This is a genomic window from Salinihabitans flavidus, from assembly GCF_900110425.1.
Taxonomy (GTDB): domain Bacteria; phylum Pseudomonadota; class Alphaproteobacteria; order Rhodobacterales; family Rhodobacteraceae; genus Salinihabitans; species Salinihabitans flavidus.
In genome coordinates this window covers 17,428-32,824 of record NZ_FODS01000017.1, presented here as the reverse complement: position 1 = coordinate 32,824, position 15,397 = coordinate 17,428, and the positions used below count along the sequence as shown (strand labels likewise).

Here is a 15,397-nt window from a genome sequence, read left to right as displayed (position 1 = left end):
TATGCGACGACTGATCGGGGCCGCACTGACGGTGGCGGCACTGGCGCTGCCCGCGATGGCGGTGCAGCCCGATGAGGTCCTCGACGATCCGGCGCTGGAGGCGCGGGCGCGCGAACTGTCGCAGGATCTGCGCTGCCTTGTGTGCCGGAACGAGAGCATCGACGAGAGCAACGCGGAACTGGCGCGGGATCTGCGGCTACTGGTGCGCGAGCGGCTGGTGGCCGGCGACAGCGACGCCGAGGTGATGGATTTCATCGTGGCGCGCTACGGCGAATACGTGCTGCTGCGTCCGGGCACGGGCGGGAGCAACATCATGCTCTGGGCGGCGGGGCCGGCGGGGCTCTTGCTGGCGCTGATCGTGGCGGGGTTTTATCTGCGGCGGCGGGCGGCGTCGCCGGGACGCAGCGAGGACGACCTGAGCGCGCAGGAGCAGGCGCGGCTCGACGAAATCCTGAAGGACTGACGCGCGGTTGTGCTTTGATCGCGGGGCGGCGCGGGTATGCTGGCCCCGACAGGCAACGCAAAGAGGGCGCGAAATGGATTACCAGACCATAACCTATGAGCTCAGCGGCGGGATCGCGCGGGTGACGCTCAACCGGCCGGACGTGATGAACTCGATGACCGCGCAGATGCGCGCCGAGTTGACCCATGCCTTTCGCCGCAGCGGTGAGGAGGCGCGGGTTGTGGTGCTGACGGGGGCGGGGCGGGCCTTCTGCGCCGGGCAGGATCTGGGCGATGGCGGCAGCGCGGCGGAGCTTGATCTGGAGCGTATCCTGCGCGACGAATACGCCCCGATGCTGCGTGCGCTGAGCGGTTGCCCGGTGCCGACCATCGCCGCTGTCAATGGCGCGGCGGCGGGCGCGGGGGCCAATCTGGCTCTGGCGGCGGATGTGGTGATCGCCAGCGAGAGCGCCTATTTCCTGCAAGCCTTTGCGCGGATCGGGCTGATCCCCGACGCGGGCGGCACCTACGCCATGCCGCGCGCCATGGGGCAGGCCAAGGCGATGGGGGCGGCGCTCTTTGCCGACCGGATCAGCGCGAAGCAGGCCGACGACTGGGGCCTGATCTGGGAGGCGGTGCCCGATGAGCGGTTCGAGGACAGGGTAAACGAGCGGGCCGCATTCCTTGCCGAAGGGCCGACTGCCGCCTATCGCCATATCAAGGAGGCGATCCGCGCGACCTGGGGCAATGACCTTGAGGAGCAGCTGTCGCTCGAGGCGAAACTGCAGGGCAAAAGCGGCGCTTCGCGGGATTTTCAGGAAGGCGTTCTGGCCTTTCTCGAAAAACGCCCGGCACAATTCGAAGGACGCTGATCGGCGCAGGCGCGCGGGCCTGACGCGGGCAAAGCCAAAAAAGCCGGCCGCCGTCTGCAAAATCCCCTTTTGCAGTCAGGCGGCCGGCGGTCAGGCCCGCCCCTCCCCAAGACGGACCTGATCTTGTCGGACAGGGGCGTGGATCAGGCGAAGACCCCATGTTCTTCCAGCATGGCGCGGACATGGGCCGGCGGGCCGCCGGGGCCGTCGTCCTCGTCCTCTTCCGGGGCGGAGTCGTCTTCCGACTCTTCCATCGTCATGAGTTTCATGACGTCCTCAAGCTCATACTGGTATTCGCATTCGGGATCCTTGGGATCGTCGCCGCCCGGCGGGCATTGCCCGATCAGCTTGAGAGAGCCGTCACGGTCCCCGCCTTCCTCGCCCACGGAGGTCAGGCGCAACCCGATGTCCTGCCCTTCGAAATCCGCAAGGCTGAGCCCGTCGGGATGGCTCAGGATAAAGCTGGTTTCCTGAATGTCATCCTTGCCCGCGCCCGGCGTGCCGAAGGAGACGCCGCCATCGAAGGCCCCGTTTTCATTCACGATCTCGCCATTCAGATTGTTGCCCTGACCGAGATTGGTTACGCCATCGGCCTCGAACTCCGAACGGGTCACATCGTCGCCGGTGATGGTGAGCCCTTCGAGGATGCCCTCGTCGGCAACATCGAAAAACAACCCGCGCAGATCCCCGATGGAGCCGGTGGCGTCGGGGTCGTCGCCCTGAAGCACGGACAGGTCGAACTGGATCGAGCCGTCCTCAAGCTCTGACATGATGACCTCGACATTGACCTCGCCTTCGACGGTGAAGGCGCAGGTGTCGGGGTCCTCCTTGTCGCCATCATCGTTCGAGTCGCCTTCGAAGCTTTCGATTTCGCCCTCATTCAGCTCGTCATTCGTGGTCAGCACCAGACCATCCTCGGTATCGGAATTGATCACTGCGGCGAAGCTTTCGAGGTCGATATCGTCGAGCGACAGGTTGCCTCCCGAATACAGGGTGAAGGCGATCTCATTGACCTCGCCTTCCGTCGAATCATCGGTGGTGCCAAATTGCACTCCGACATCGTATTGCTCTGTGAGGGTGGCCCCATTGCTCAGGCTGTCGGCGCTGTCAGCTTCGGCCTCGTATCCTGTAACCTTGAGGCCGTCGCTGTTTTCAACGTTGACGCTTGGGAAAACAGTCAGTGTGTCAAGTTTGGACTCATCGGTGACATTGAAGAAGAAACCATCCAGATCGGGCATTTCCGCGTCCGGGTCTTCGGGCGCGAGGCTGAACATCAGGTTTCCATCGGTTTCAGTAACCGTGACAATGATACGTGGTTCGCAGCCAAGGGTAATCTTGACGGACTCTTTCTCCGGTGTTTCCGTGACATCTCCGGTCATGTCGGTTCCTCCTGAAATCCATACGGGTCAAACGCGCAGAAGTTTGTTGGGCAGAATTTGAGCGCGGGGCAGGAGAATTTAGGCCGAGACTTTTCACACAAAGAACACAAAAAAATCACATTCTGCCTACGGCATTGATTTTCAAGAAGCTTTCTGTGCGGGCGGTGTTTCCTGATGTTGGACACTTGGGGGCCCGTCGAAGATTGTCCCAAGCGTGGAAACATGGCCCTGGTGCGGATACCGAATCACTTTGAGTAAAACTGGGGTGCGACAGTCAAGGCACCGCGCCGAAAATGGCGCGATGCCCGCAAGATCAGGGACCGACAAGGCCCGAGGTCAGCGGTCTTCGATATCGACGTAGTCGCGCAGCGTTTCACCGAGATAAAGCTGCCGCGGGCGACCGATCTTGTTCTGCGGATCGGCGATCATCTCCTTCCACTGGCTCACCCAGCCCACGGTGCGCGACAGGGCGAAGACGGGGGTGAACATGGAGGTGGGAAAGCCCATCGCCTCAAGAATGATCCCGGAGTAGAAATCGACATTCGGAAAGAGCTTCTTCTCAACGAAATAGGGATCGTTGAGCGCGACCTTTTCCAGCTCCTTGGCGACTTGCAGAAGCGGGTTGTTGTCGACCCCGAGAAGCTCCAGCACCTCGTCTGCGGATTGCTTGAGCACCTTGGCGCGCGGGTCTGTGTTCTTGTAGACCCGGTGGCCAAAGCCCATCAGGCGGAACGGATCGTCCTTGTCCTTGGCGCGGTCGATAAACTCGGGGATGCGGTCGGGGGTGCCGATCTCCTTGAGCATTTCGAGGCACGCCTGATTGGCACCGCCATGCGCAGGGCCCCACAGGCAGGCAATCCCCGCCGCGATACAGGCGAAGGGGTTGGCGCCGGATGAGGAGGCCAGCCGCACCGTGGAGGTGGAGGCGTTCTGCTCATGATCGGCATGAAGCGTCAGGATACGGTCCATCGCGCGGGCAAGGATCGGGTTGACCTCGTATTCCTCGGCGGGAACGGCGAAGCACATCCGCAGGAAATTCGACGCATAGTCGAGGTCGTTGCGCGGATAGACGAAGGGCTGTCCGATGGAATACTTGTAGGCCCATGCCGCGATCGTCGGCATCTTGGCAATCAACCGGATCGAGGCGACTTCGCGCTGCCACTCGTCGGTGATGTCGGTGCTGTCGTGATAGAAGGCGGACATGGCGCCCACGACGCCGACCATGATCGCCATCGGGTGCGCATCGCGCCGGAAGCCGCGGAAGAAATACTGCATCTGCTCGTGCAGCATGGTGTGATGCGTCACGCGCTCTTCGAAATCCTCAAGCTCCGTCGCGGTGGGCAGATAGCCGTAGAGCAGCAGGAAGCACACTTCGAGGTAATGCGATTTCTCGGCAAGCTGGTCGATCGGGTAGCCACGGTGCAGAAGCTCCCCCTTGTCGCCATCAATGAAGGTGATGGTCGAGTCGCAGGACGCGGTGGAGGTGAATCCGGGGTCATAGGTGAATACGCCGGCCTGACCGTACAGCTTTCGGATGTCGATCACATCCGGGCCGGCCGTCGGCGAATACACCGGCAAGTCGAAAGACTGACCATCAAACGACAGGGTCGCGGTTCTCTTCGTGTCAGACATAACTCATCCCTTCCTCTCAAGCCCTGGCGCGGACCGCCAGAGGGGTTGTTGCGTGCAGAGCGTTAAGGGCGGGTTACCCCTGTCCTTTCTCCGCATTGGCCTGTGCTGCCTCCGTGATCCGCGCGAGGCTTTCCTCGCGGCCAAGGACCAGCATCATGTCAAAGACACTCGGCGTGACCGACCGACCGGCAAGGGCCGCCCGGAGCGGGCCGGCCATCTTGCCGAACTTGATCTCTTTCGCGTCGGCGAAGGCGCTTGTCGCGGCCTCCAGACCTTCGCGCGTCCAGCTAGCACTTTGCAGATGCGGCGTCAATTCACCCAGTATACGACGGGATACTGAATCAAGATGCCCGGCCGCCGTCTCATCCGGCACGATGGGCCGGTCGTTGAGAATAAATGCAGCTTTTTTAAGAAGTTCCGGGAAGGTTCTGGCGCGATCCTTGAGGCAATACATCGCCCGTTCCATCGTCTCGGCCTGCGTTCGGGTCAGGGCGCGCCGCTCTGTCACAGCGATGAAATCCTGCAATTCATGCAGCAGCGCAGCATCGTCCGTCGCCGCGATATGCCGGCCGCAGAGATTCTCCAGCTTCTTGGTGTCAAATCGCGCGGGGCTCTTGCCGATACCGTCGAAGTCGAACCATTCGAGCGCCTGTTCGTCGGTGAAGAACTCGGCGTCGCCGTGGCTCCAGCCCAATCGGGCGAGGTAGTTGCGCATCCCCGCCGCCGGGTAGCCCATGGCCTGATATTCCCGTGCGGCAAGCGCGCCGTGGCGTTTCGACAGCTTCTTGCCGTCGGGGCCGTGGATGAGTGGAATATGCGCCCAGACCGGCACGTTCCATCCCATCGCCTCGTAAATCAACATCTGCCGCGCGGCGTTGTTGAGGTGGTCGTCGCCGCGGATCACGTGGGTCACGCCCATGTCGTGATCGTCGACCACGACCGCCAGCATGTAGACGGGGCTGCCGTCCGAGCGCAGAAGCACCATGTCGTCAAGCTGATCGTTGCCGATCGTCACGTCGCCCTGCACCCGGTCGCGGATCACGGTCGTGCCCTCCAGCGGTGCCTTGATCCGCACCACATGGGGCGCGTCGGGGTGATCGGCGGGCGCAGCGTCGCGCCAGGGGCTGCGAAAGAGGGTGGATGTGCCCGCGGCCCGCGCCTGATCGCGGAAGGCGGCGATCTCGTCCTGCGTGGAGAAGCATTTATAGGCCTTGCCGGCATTGAGAAGCTGATGGGCCACCTCGGCGTGGCGCGTGGCGCCCTCGTGCTGGCTCACGACGCCGCCGTCCCAATCCAGGCCAAGCCATTTCAGCCCCTGCAGAATCGCCTGCGTCGCGTCGGGGGTGGAGCGGGCGCGGTCCGTATCCTCGATCCGGAGCAGGAACTTGCCGCCCCGCCCACGGGCATAGAGCCAGTTGAACAGCGCGGTCCGTGCCCCGCCGATGTGCAGAAAGCCGGTGGGCGAGGGGGCAAAACGGGTGACGACCGAGCCTGTCATGAGCCAGCTTAACCTTTCAGTAACCAAGTCTGGATTAACGTTGGCGCCCTGTCTAGCGATCCGCCGGAGAGAGGACAAGACTTGCGCGTCGCAGGGGTCATCGGGGCCGCGCTTCTGGAGCAGCGCGGACATCTCTTCGCGTGGACTCCGGTTCTGCTTGGCGCGGGGATCGGGCTATACTTCGTGCTCTGGCAGGAGCCGGGGGGCATGGCGGTGGCCCTGCTGGCCGCGCTTGGCGGCGGGGCGGCCCTTGGGGCGTTGCGGATCGGTCCCGCCTATGCGCCCCTGTTGTGGGCGGTGTTGCTCGTCGTGGCGGGGATGGTGCTCGGCCTCGGGCGCAGCATGGTGGTGCAGGCGCCCGTTCTGGGCTGGCGCTATTACGGGCCGGTGGAGGGAACGGTGGTCGGGATCGACCGCTCCGCCTCCGACAAGCTGCGGCTGACGCTTGGGGATGTGGCGCTCGACCGTGTGCCGCCCGTGCGCACACCGGGACGGGTGCGCGTCTCTCTGCACGGCGCGCAGGGATACATCACGCCGGAGCCGGGGATGCGGGTGATCCTGACCGGGCACCTGTCGCCGCCCGCCGGGCCGGTGGAGCCGGGCGGTTTCGATTTTCAGCGCCACGCCTGGTTTCAGGGGCTGGGCGCGGTCGGCTATACCCGCACGCCGGTTCTGCAACTGGCGCCGCCGGATGGGGCGCAGCGGGTCTTTGCGCTACGGATGCGGATGTCCCGGGCCATCCGCGCGCGGTTTGAAGGGGCGCGCGGCGGCTTTGCGGCGGCGGTGACGACGGGCGACCGAAGCGGCATCCCGATGGAGGTGATCGAGGCGCTGCGCGTCTCCAACCTCGCGCATCTTCTGGCGATTTCAGGGCTGCACATGGGGCTTCTGGCGGGGTTCGTTTTCGCCGCTCTGCGGGTCGGGATGGCATTGATCCCCTTTCTGGCGTTGCGGTTGCCGGCCCGGAAGATGGCGGCGGCCGGGTCGCTCATGGCGGCGGCGGTCTATCTTCTGCTGTCCGGGGGAAGCGTGGCAACGCAGCGCGCCTTCGTGATGGCGGCCGTGGCGCTATTTGCTGTCATGGTGGATCGGCGCGCGATCAGCCTGCGCGCGGTGGCGATTGCGGCTCTGATCGTCCTGTTGCTGCGGCCGGAGGCGGTGCTGAGCCCCGGTTTCCAGATGTCCTTTGCCGCGACCACGGCGCTTGTGGCGGCCTTCGGGGCGCTGCGCGGGCGCGAGGGGTGGTTGGGGCCGCGATGGGTTCGCCCGGCGATGGCGGTGGTGATCTCCTCGGCGGTGGCCGGGGCGGCCACGGCGCCGTTCGGGGCGGCGCATTTCAATCATGTGGCGCCATACGGATTGCTTGCCAATCTGCTGGCGGTGCCGGTGATGGGCACGGTGGTCATTCCGGCGGCGGTGCTCGCGGCCTGTCTCCTCCCGCTGGGGCTGGAGGGGGTCGGACTGTGGATCATGGGGCAGGGGCTGGGCTGGATTCTCGGCGTGGCCGATTGGGTGGCCGGGCTGGAGGGCGCGCGGGTGGCCGTGCCGAAACCTTCCGGCGCGGTGCTGCCGCTTGTGTCGCTGGGGATGCTGGGCGTGTTTCTGTGGCAGGGGCGATGGCGATTCGCTGGCGTTCTGCCGGTGGCGGTTGGCCTTGCACTCTGGGTGCAGGCGGATCGCCCTGTCGCCCTTGTTTCGCGCGACGGTGCGTTGGTGGGGGTGATGACAGAGGCGGGCCGGGCGCTGAGCAAGCCGCGCGGGGCCGGGTTCGTGGCGCGCATCTGGCTTGAGAACGATGGCGACGGCGCCGATCAGCAGGAGGCCGCCGCGCGCTGGCGCGGGGAGGAGGACAGCGGCCTGCGCCGTGTGGACCTAGGAGGCGTGACGCTGGTGCACGCGACGGGCCGGCGGGCGGCGGAGGCGATCAACACATGCGCGCCGGGGCAGATCGTGGTGCTGCCGGTGGCGCGTGACAACCTGCCCGGCGGCTGCGAGATCCTCGATTCGGGCAGGTTGCGCCGGACCGGGGCGGTGGCGTTCCACTCAGGCGAGGAGGGAACGCTGCAGCGGGTCACGGCGCGGCGGGCCGGCAGCGCCCGGCCCTGGACCGCCGGTCAGTAGCTGCGGATCAGCCCGACGAGCCGGCCCTGCACCTTCACCTTGTCGGCGGGGTAGACGCGGGTTTCATAGGCCGGGTTCGCAGCCTCCAGCGCGATGGACCTGCCCTGATGGTGGAAGCGCTTGAGCGTTGCCTCCTCCTGCTCGATCAGCGCCACGACGATATCGCCATTGTCGGCGGTCGACGCCTCGCGGATGATCACCACGTCGCCGTCGTTGATCCCCGCGCCGGTCATGGAATCGCCTTTGATCTCAAGCGCATAGTGGTGGGCGTTGCTGCTGAGCATCTGGCCGGGCACGGCGACGTGATGGTGCACATGGCTGATCGCCTCGATCGGCACGCCGGCGGCGATCTTGCCCATCACCGGAAGCTCGCGCGCATAGAGCGATTCCAGATCGCGGGTATTGGCGGGGCGTTCGGGCGCCGGGTGCGGCCCCTCGATCACCCGCGGCTCGAACCCTGCCGAGGAGGGACCGCCAAGGCTCTCGGGCAGTTTCACGATCTCGATCGCGCGGGCGCGGTGGGCGAGACGGCGGATGAAACCGCGTTCTTCCAGCGCGGTGATCAGGCGGTGGATACCGGATTTCGACCGCAAGTCCAGAGCGTCCTTCATCTCATCGAAGCTGGGGGGGACGCCGTCGCGTTGCATGCGGGTGTGGATGAAATGGAGAAGGTCGCGTTGTTTCTTGGTGAGCATGACTGCCCCCTTGCTGTTCGTTTGTTTTGTTCTACTGATGTTCCCGTTTTGTGTCAACGGGGTGTGTCTGTTCCCAGCGTAAGGCGCCTGTGGCGGGAGTACTTGGAACAAAGATGAAGGGAGTGCACCAGATCGGTGCCCGATTCACAGCGGCAGGTAATCCACGCTTTGGCCGGCCTCGCGGGCCGGGTCGTGCGGCGGACGGATGAGCAGCGCGTTGGCGCGGGCCAGAACCGTGAGCAGGCTGGAATCCTGTCGCGCGAACGCGGTGAGGCGGTCGCCTTGCACATCAGCGCGCATGTAGTGCTCGCGCGGCCCGTTGGCGGGCAGGTCTTCGGCGAGGACGGCGGCGGCGCGCGGGGCCGGAGCGCGGCCCAGCCCGAGCATGGCACGGATCACGGGGGCCACGAAGACATGGCCGCAGACCATGGCGGAGACCGGGTTGCCCGGCAGGCCGATCATCGTCGCGCCGGAGGTCAGGTGCCCGGCCATGAGCGGTTTGCCCGGACGCATGGCGATCTTGTAGAAGCTGCGCTCCATTCCCAACGCGGCGGCGACCTCTCCGACCAAATCGTGATCGCCTACAGACGCGCCGCCGATGGTCAGCAGAAGATCGGCGTCGTCGGCCAGCGAAAACGCCGTCTCCAGCGAGGCGCGGGTGTCGCGGGCAATGGGCAAAAGCCGCGCCTCGGCGCCCAGATCGCGCAGCATCGCCTGAAGCCCGAAGCTGTTGGAGGCGATGATCTGGTCGGGGCCGGGGTCTTCGCCGGGCATCACAAGCTCATCCCCGGTGGCCAAGATCGCCACCACGGGGCGGCGCGTCACCGGCAGCTCGGCAATGTTCATCGCCGCCAGAAGCGCGATGTCGGCGGGGCGCAGAAGGCGCGGCGGCTCCATCGTCTCTCCGGCGCAGAAATCGGCCCCTGCCGGGCGGATGTGCGGGCCGGTGTCGAGCCTGTCGCCAAGGGTGATCAGATCGCCGGCGCGGGTCACGTCCTCTTGCAGGATCACGCGGTCCGCGCCGCCGGGCAGCGGGGCGCCGGTGAAGATGCGCACCGCCTGACCGGGGGCGAGGACGCCGTCGAAACGGCGGCCTGCGGCGGATTCGCCCACCACGATCAACTGCGCGCCGGGGGCGGCCTCCGCGGCGCGGACGGCATATCCGTCCATGGCAGAGGCGGAAAAGGGCGGCTGATCGCGTCGCGCGGTGACCGGCGCGGCCAGAACGCGGCCGTTGCCCTGCGAGAGCGGCACCACCTCGGAGGGCAGCGGGCGGGCGAGATCGAACAGATGGGCGAGGGCGTCGGAAACGGAGATCATGGGGCCTCATACCGGCCCGATTTGCCACCGTCCTTGAGGGTCACGCGGATGCCGCCGATGGTCATGGCCTTGTCCACGGCCTTGCACATGTCATAGACGGTCAGCGCGGCGATGTTCACCGCGGTCAGCGCCTCCATCTCCACGCCGGTCTGGCCGGTGGTGCGCACCGTGGCGGTGATGCGAAGGCCCGGCAGGGCCTCGTCCGGCTCCAGCTCCACGGCGACGCGGGTGATGGGCAGCGGATGGCACAGCGGGATGAGCGTGGAAGTCTGCTTTGCCCCCATGATCCCGGCGAGCCGCGCCACGCCGAGCACATCGCCCTTCTTCGCGCGCCCCTCCATCACGGTGGCGAGCGTTTCGGGGGCCATGGTCACATGGCCTTCGGCTGTGGCGATGCGCGAGGTCACGGCCTTGTCCGAGACATCGACCATATGGGCATCGCCCTTCTGATCGAAATGCGTGAGCCCGGCCATTACAATCCCCCCGGCTGCACCAGCGGTTTGGCGAGCAGCGCGCGGGTCGCGGCGGCCACGTCGTCGTGGCGCATGAGGCTTTCGCCGATGAGGAAGGTGCGCACCCCGAAACGGGCCAGATCGGCAAGATCGTCGGGCGTGTTCAGCCCGCTTTCGGAGATGACCATCCGCTCGGCGGGCACCAGCCGCGCCAGCCGGCGGGAGATGTCGAGGGAGGTCTCAAAGGTCTTCAGATCGCGGTTGTTGATCCCGATCAGGTCCGACGTGAGGGCGGTTGCGCGTTTAAGCTCGGTCTCGTCGTGCACTTCGATGAGCGCATCCATGCCCCAGTGCGTCGCCGCCGCTTCGAGTTCCTGCGCCTGCGCGTCGGAGACCGAGGCCATGATGATCAGGATGCAGTCGGCCCCGAGGGCGCGCGCCTCGGCCACCTGATAGGTGTCATACATGAAATCCTTGCGCAGCGCGGGCAGGTTGGTCGCCGCGCGCGCCTGTGTCAGATACTCTTTCGCGCCCTGAAAGCTGGGCGTGTCGGTGAGAACCGACAGGCAGGCGGCGCCGCCCTCTTCATAGGCGCGGGCGAGGGCCTCGGGGTCGAAATCGGCGCGGATCAGCCCCTTGGAGGGCGAGGCTTTCTTCACCTCGGCAATGAGCCCGTAGCCGCCCCGCGCCGCATCGCGCAGCGCCACGCCAAAGCCGCGCGTGGGGGGGGCAGCCTGCGCCTCGGCCTCGACCTCTTCCAACGGTTTGGCGGATTTGTCGGCGGCGATCTCTTCGAGCTTGTAGGCCTTGATCCGGTCCAGAACGGTTTCAGTCATTCAGCGGTCCAGTCGATTGGGGGCTCGTCGCGGTCCGCGAGCCATGAATTGATGCGCGAGAACGGCCGGGAGCCGAAGAACCCTCGGCGCGCGGAGAGCGGCGAGGGGTGCGCGGTTTCGATGATCAGATGATCGCCGCTTCGGATATGCGGTGCAAGGGCCTGTGCCTGCCGGCCCCAGAGCACGAAGGCGGTCGGACGTTGCGAGACATGATCGAGCACCTGATGGGCAAGCGTCTGCCAGCCGAGATCGCGGTGGCTGTTGGCCTCGCGGGCGCGCACGGTCAGCGCGGTGTTGAGCAGCAGCACCCCCTGCCGCGCCCAACCGCGCAGATCGCCGCTTTGCCGAGAAAAGCCCAGATCATCTTGCAGTTCCTTGAAGATATTGACCAGCGAGCGCGGCAGCGGCGTGCCGGGCGTGACGGAAAAGGCAAGTCCGTGCGCATGGCCGGGCGTGGGGTAGGGGTCTTGCCCAAGGATCACCACGCGTGTGGCCCCCGGCGGCGTGAGGGTGAGGGCGGCGAACCGCTCTTTTGCGGGGGGAAGAATGGGGGCGATTTCCGTGCGCAAGGCCGCGTCGATGCGTGGCAGAGTCTGAGAGAAGAATGGCAGAAAACCCCAGCCGCCGAGCGGTGCGCCCTGTCGCATCAGGCCGCCCCGGAGGTGAGGCGCGCGAGCGCCTCGACCTTGCCGCGCGCCGCGCCCGAATCGATGCTGGCCTGCGCCATCCCGACTCCCTCGCGCAGATCGGAGACGATATCGGCCACCACCAGCGCGGCGGCGGCGTTGAGCAGCACCGCGTCGCGGTAGGCGCCTGGCGCGCCGTCCAGCAGCGCGCGGAAGGCGCGGGCGTTGTCCTGCGGCGTGCCGCCAAGGATCTGCTCGAACGGATGCACGGGAAGGTTCGCGTCCTCGGGATGAAGCTCCACCTCGCGGATGACGCCGTCGGGGTCCAGCGCGCAGACCCAGCTCGTGCCGGTGATCGTCAGCTCATCGGTGCCGTCGGAGCCGTGGACGATCCAGCAATGCGTCGATCCAAGCGCCTTGAGGGTTTCGGCCATCGGGCGATTGAGGGTGCGGTCATAGGTGCCGGTGAGCTGACGTTTGACGCCGGCGGGGTTGGTCAGCGGGCCGAGGATGTTGAAGATCGTGCGGGTGCCAAGCTCTGTCCGCGTCGGCCCGACATGAGCCATCGCGGGATGGTGCATGGGCGCCATCATGAAGGCGATGCCGCATTGGGCGAGCGCGCGCTCCACGACCTCGGGGCCGACCATGACGTTCACCCCCATCTGGGTGAGCGCATCGGCCGCCCCGGATTTCGACGACAGGTTCCGGTTGCCGTGCTTGGCCACCGTCACGCCCGCGCCGGCCACGACGAACGCGGTGGCGGTGGAGATGTTGAGCGTGCCCTTGCCGTCGCCGCCGGTGCCGACGATGTCCATGGCCCCCTCGGGCGCGCGCACCGCGTGGCACTTGGCGCGCATGACGCTCGCGGCGGCGGTGTATTCATCCACCGTCTCGCCGCGGGTGCGCAGCGCCATGAGCAGCCCGCCCATCTGGCTTGGTGTCGCTTCCCCCTCAAAGAGGATGCGAAAGGCGCTCTCGGCTTCCGTGCGGGTGAGGGGGCGGTCGGCGGCGGTACCGATGAGGGGGCGGATGTCGTCTCTCATGCGGGCACCTGCATCTGGTCGAGGAAATGGCGCAAGAGCGCGTGGCCATGTTCGGAGGCGATGGATTCGGGATGGAATTGCACCCCCTCGATCGGCAACTCGCGGTGGCGCAGCCCCATGATGGTGCCGTCCTCAAGCTCCGCCGTGATCTCAAGACAACCCGGCAGGCTGGCGCGGTCGACGATCAGCGAATGATAGCGCGTGGCGGCGAAGGGGCTTGGCAGGCCGGCGAAGACGCCCTTTCCACCGTGGTGGATGGTGCCGATCTTGCCATGCACGATCTCGTGGCAGCGCACCACCTTGCCACCGAACGCCTGCCCGATGGTCTGATGGCCCAAACAGACACCGAGAAGCGGCACGCGCGCCTCTGCGGCGGCCTGCGTCAGGGCAAGGCAGATGCCGGCCTGATCGGGATCGCAGGGGCCGGGGCTGAGCAATATGCCCGCCGGGGCCATTTCCATCGCCTCCGCCACGCTCAGCGCGTCGTTGCGGTGCACGGCGACATCGGCCCCAAGCTCGCCCAGGTAATGCACGAGGTTGTAGGTAAAGCTGTCGTAGTTGTCGATCAGTAGCAACATCTGGCGTTCATCGTCCCGGCATGAGAAACGGGGTGGAGCCACGGGGCCCGGTCGGGATATACATGTTCAGGCTTGGCGCATAGGGTCAAGGGGGCAAGGGGCCGGCGTGCCCCGGTCAGGGACGTGAATTCGGGGGCGAGCAGATGTTGCGAGGTGTGATCGGCGGTCTGATCTGGGGAGCGGTGCTTGCGGTGCTGGCGCTTGCGGTCGCATCGTTGCTGGCGCCGCTGCCCGCAACCGTGACCCCGCAGACCGAAACCGCCGCGACGCGCGGCGGGCAGGATGCGGGCGGCGGCGGCGGGCTCGACCAGACCTCGCAGGCGGATGCGCCTGTCGCCTCGGGCGACGGCGGTCCGGCGACCGAGCCGGCGGGCGACGATGCGCTGCCCGATACCGATACCGCCCCCGCGCCGGTGCCCGAGACCGGGACGGCGTCGGACTGGATGGACGTCCCCTTCCCCGGCGCGGAAAGCGGGATCGTCCCGTCCACGAACGGCGACGATGCGCCGGTGGCCGGAAATGCTGCCCCCGCCCCGGAAGTCCCGGAGGCCGAAGGAGATCTGTCGATCTCCACCGACCCGGCGCAACCCGCACCGCCGCCCGTGCCCGAGACAGGCGCCTTTGACGAACCCGGCCAGATCACCGCCCCCGGCGAGGATGCGGGCGCCGCCCTTCCCGGTGACGATCCGGCGCCGGAGACGGGACCCGTAGCAGAGGCCCCGGACGCTGTCGGATCGCAGGATGCGGTGCCGGAGGCGGAGACCGGCTCTTCGGGCATGCGGTCCGCGCCCGAGATCGAAGATGGCAGTGGCCCGGAGATGGCGGCGCCCGGCGATCAGGATGCGGCGACGGAGGAGACGCTTCTCAAGCCCGCGGGCGATCTCAGCGAGAGTTTTCCGCAGCTCAAGTCGAACCGCCTGCCCACGGTCGGAGAGGATAACTCCCCGGCCGGAGTGGCGGAAGATGCCGCCGCGCAGGCGCCGCGGCGGGCCATCGACCTGTATCGCGCGGCGCATGACGATCCGGCTGGAAAGCCGCTCATGTCGATTGTTCTGATCGACGACGGGCAGGCCGCGATCGGGGTCGAGGCGCTGGAGAGCTTTCCCTATCCGCTGAGCTTCGCGGTCAGCACGCTGGCCCCCGATGCCCGTGAAAAGATGGAATATTATCGCAGCCGGGGCTTCGAGGTGCTGGCGATGATCGACCTGCCGGAAACGGCGGCGGCGCGCGATGTGGAGGTCGCGATGCAGGCGCATCTGGAGGCGTTGCCGGAGGCGGCGGCGGTGCTGGAGGGCACCGCAGACGGGGTGCAGGGCTCTCGTGAGGTCTCCGATCAGGTGACGGAGATTCTGAAAGAGACGGGGCACGGGCTGGTGATGCATCCCAAGGGTCTGAATACAGCGCGGAAACTGGCCGAACGCGAGGGCATTCCGGCGGCGACCGTGTTCCGCGACTTCGACGGCGAGGGGCAATCGCCGGTGGTGATGCGGCGGTTTCTCGACCACGCGGCCTTCAAGGCGCGGCAGGAAGAGGGCGGGGTAATCATGCTGGGTCGGTTGCGGCCCGACACGGTGTCTGCGCTGCTTTTGTGGGCGTTGCAGGACCGGGTCGAAGAAGTGGCACTTGTGCCGGTGTCGGCGGTTCTGCTCTCCGATCAGGGCGAATCTGGTTAATTCCCTGTTTTTGCAGGAAAACCCATGTCGGTAAAACGTCGGTATCACGTCGGTATCGCGTCGGTGCCGGTATCGGGATTCTGTCCGGGTAAAGGGGCGTTCGGTGGGCAGGGCCAAGAGCGCGTGAGACGGCGCGGCGATCCCGGGCGGTCCCCGATTTTCTGTTTGCCGGCTGGTTGGACGAAGACCGGAGCCGCGGACGGCGGATTTTCCGAACGCTTCGCGATGAGT

The 15,397-nt window shown here is 66.5% G+C and carries 14 protein-coding genes; 4 read left to right on the top strand and 10 right to left on the bottom strand.

Going from position 1 to position 15,397, the window contains the following annotated elements; all coding sequences use genetic code 11:
* Position 1: 1 nt before the first annotated feature.
* Positions 2-463 (top strand): cytochrome c-type biogenesis protein, encoded by a 462-nt coding sequence (locus tag BMW66_RS13555; protein WP_093119297.1) that lies wholly within the window; start codon positions 2-4, stop codon positions 461-463.
* 73 nt (positions 464-536) lie between these two features.
* Positions 537-1,313 (top strand): enoyl-CoA hydratase-related protein, encoded by a 777-nt coding sequence (locus BMW66_RS13550; protein WP_093119296.1) that lies wholly within the window; start codon positions 537-539, stop codon positions 1,311-1,313.
* A gap of 143 nt (positions 1,314-1,456) precedes the next feature.
* On the opposite strand, the gene BMW66_RS13545 is transcribed toward BMW66_RS13550, so the two are convergent.
* The 3 genes from BMW66_RS13545 to gltX form a co-directional block, all read right to left on the bottom strand.
* Positions 1,457-2,692, bottom strand: a complete 1,236-nt coding sequence (locus BMW66_RS13545) for a hypothetical protein (protein WP_093119294.1) — start codon at positions 2,690-2,692, stop codon at positions 1,457-1,459.
* A gap of 336 nt (positions 2,693-3,028) precedes the next feature.
* Positions 3,029-4,324, bottom strand: a complete 1,296-nt coding sequence (gene gltA, locus BMW66_RS13540) for a citrate synthase (protein ID WP_093119292.1) — start codon at positions 4,322-4,324, stop codon at positions 3,029-3,031.
* 73 nt (positions 4,325-4,397) lie between these two features.
* Positions 4,398-5,822 (bottom strand): glutamate--tRNA ligase, encoded by a 1,425-nt coding sequence (gene gltX, locus BMW66_RS13535; protein WP_093119290.1) that lies wholly within the window; start codon positions 5,820-5,822, stop codon positions 4,398-4,400.
* Positions 5,823-5,903: 81 nt separating this feature from the next.
* Between gltX and BMW66_RS13530 the strand changes: the two genes are divergently transcribed.
* The gene (locus BMW66_RS13530; protein WP_093119288.1) at positions 5,904-7,943 is read left to right on the top strand and encodes a ComEC/Rec2 family competence protein; all 2,040 of its coding nucleotides are present in this window, start codon (positions 5,904-5,906) and stop codon (positions 7,941-7,943) included.
* Here the strand turns inward: BMW66_RS13530 and lexA are convergent.
* The 7 genes from lexA to BMW66_RS13495 form a co-directional block, all read right to left on the bottom strand.
* Entirely contained in the window at positions 7,937-8,638 is a 702-nt protein-coding gene (lexA, locus tag BMW66_RS13525) for a transcriptional repressor LexA (protein ID WP_093119286.1), read from the bottom strand. The genes BMW66_RS13530 and lexA overlap by 7 nt on opposite strands.
* 144 nt (positions 8,639-8,782) lie before the next feature.
* Positions 8,783-9,958, bottom strand: a complete 1,176-nt coding sequence (locus BMW66_RS13520) for a molybdopterin molybdotransferase MoeA (RefSeq protein ID WP_093119285.1) — start codon at positions 9,956-9,958, stop codon at positions 8,783-8,785.
* On the bottom strand, positions 9,955-10,431 hold the full coding sequence (gene moaC / locus BMW66_RS13515) for a cyclic pyranopterin monophosphate synthase MoaC (RefSeq protein ID WP_093119283.1): 477 nt from the start codon (positions 10,429-10,431) through the stop codon (positions 9,955-9,957). Before moaC ends, BMW66_RS13520 begins: the two co-directional genes overlap by 4 nt.
* Positions 10,431-11,246, bottom strand: a complete 816-nt coding sequence (gene trpC, locus BMW66_RS13510; RefSeq protein ID WP_093119281.1) for an indole-3-glycerol phosphate synthase TrpC — start codon at positions 11,244-11,246, stop codon at positions 10,431-10,433. The genes moaC and trpC overlap by 1 nt, the downstream gene beginning before the upstream one ends.
* Positions 11,243-11,893 (bottom strand): uracil-DNA glycosylase, encoded by a 651-nt coding sequence (locus tag BMW66_RS13505; protein WP_093119280.1) that lies wholly within the window; start codon positions 11,891-11,893, stop codon positions 11,243-11,245. Before BMW66_RS13505 ends, trpC begins: the two co-directional genes overlap by 4 nt.
* Positions 11,893-12,915 (bottom strand): anthranilate phosphoribosyltransferase, encoded by a 1,023-nt coding sequence (trpD, locus tag BMW66_RS13500; RefSeq protein ID WP_093119278.1) that lies wholly within the window; start codon positions 12,913-12,915, stop codon positions 11,893-11,895. The genes BMW66_RS13505 and trpD overlap by 1 nt, the downstream gene beginning before the upstream one ends.
* Positions 12,912-13,493 (bottom strand): anthranilate synthase component II, encoded by a 582-nt coding sequence (locus tag BMW66_RS13495; RefSeq protein WP_093119276.1) that lies wholly within the window; start codon positions 13,491-13,493, stop codon positions 12,912-12,914. Before BMW66_RS13495 ends, trpD begins: the two co-directional genes overlap by 4 nt.
* 143 nt (positions 13,494-13,636) lie before the next feature.
* Between BMW66_RS13495 and BMW66_RS13490 the strand changes: the two genes are divergently transcribed.
* Positions 13,637-15,166, top strand: coding sequence for a divergent polysaccharide deacteylase family protein (locus tag BMW66_RS13490; RefSeq protein WP_093119275.1), 1,530 nt, complete (start codon positions 13,637-13,639; stop codon positions 15,164-15,166).
* Positions 15,167-15,397 lie beyond the last annotated feature (231 nt).

What these genes read in the sequence shown, in the direction of transcription:
- BMW66_RS13545 (WP_093119294.1), bottom strand. Translation starts at nt 2,692, where the DNA reads ATGACCGGAGATGTCACGGAAACACCGGAGAAAGAGTCCGTCAAGATT.
- BMW66_RS13555 (WP_093119297.1), top strand. Translation starts at nt 2, where the DNA reads ATGCGACGACTGATCGGGGCCGCACTGACGGTGGCGGCACTGGCGCTG.
- BMW66_RS13505 (WP_093119280.1), bottom strand. Translation starts at nt 11,893, where the DNA reads ATGCGACAGGGCGCACCGCTCGGCGGCTGGGGTTTTCTGCCATTCTTC.
- gltX (WP_093119290.1), bottom strand. Translation starts at nt 5,822, where the DNA reads ATGACAGGCTCGGTCGTCACCCGTTTTGCCCCCTCGCCCACCGGCTTT.
- BMW66_RS13550 (WP_093119296.1), top strand. Translation starts at nt 537, where the DNA reads ATGGATTACCAGACCATAACCTATGAGCTCAGCGGCGGGATCGCGCGG.
- trpC (WP_093119281.1), bottom strand. Translation starts at nt 11,246, where the DNA reads ATGACTGAAACCGTTCTGGACCGGATCAAGGCCTACAAGCTCGAAGAG.
- BMW66_RS13490 (WP_093119275.1), top strand. Translation starts at nt 13,637, where the DNA reads ATGTTGCGAGGTGTGATCGGCGGTCTGATCTGGGGAGCGGTGCTTGCG.
- moaC (WP_093119283.1), bottom strand. Translation starts at nt 10,431, where the DNA reads ATGGCCGGGCTCACGCATTTCGATCAGAAGGGCGATGCCCATATGGTC.
- gltA (WP_093119292.1), bottom strand. Translation starts at nt 4,324, where the DNA reads ATGTCTGACACGAAGAGAACCGCGACCCTGTCGTTTGATGGTCAGTCT.
- BMW66_RS13520 (WP_093119285.1), bottom strand. Translation starts at nt 9,958, where the DNA reads ATGATCTCCGTTTCCGACGCCCTCGCCCATCTGTTCGATCTCGCCCGC.
- BMW66_RS13495 (WP_093119276.1), bottom strand. Translation starts at nt 13,493, where the DNA reads ATGTTGCTACTGATCGACAACTACGACAGCTTTACCTACAACCTCGTG.
- trpD (WP_093119278.1), bottom strand. Translation starts at nt 12,915, where the DNA reads ATGAGAGACGACATCCGCCCCCTCATCGGTACCGCCGCCGACCGCCCC.
- lexA (WP_093119286.1), bottom strand. Translation starts at nt 8,638, where the DNA reads ATGCTCACCAAGAAACAACGCGACCTTCTCCATTTCATCCACACCCGC.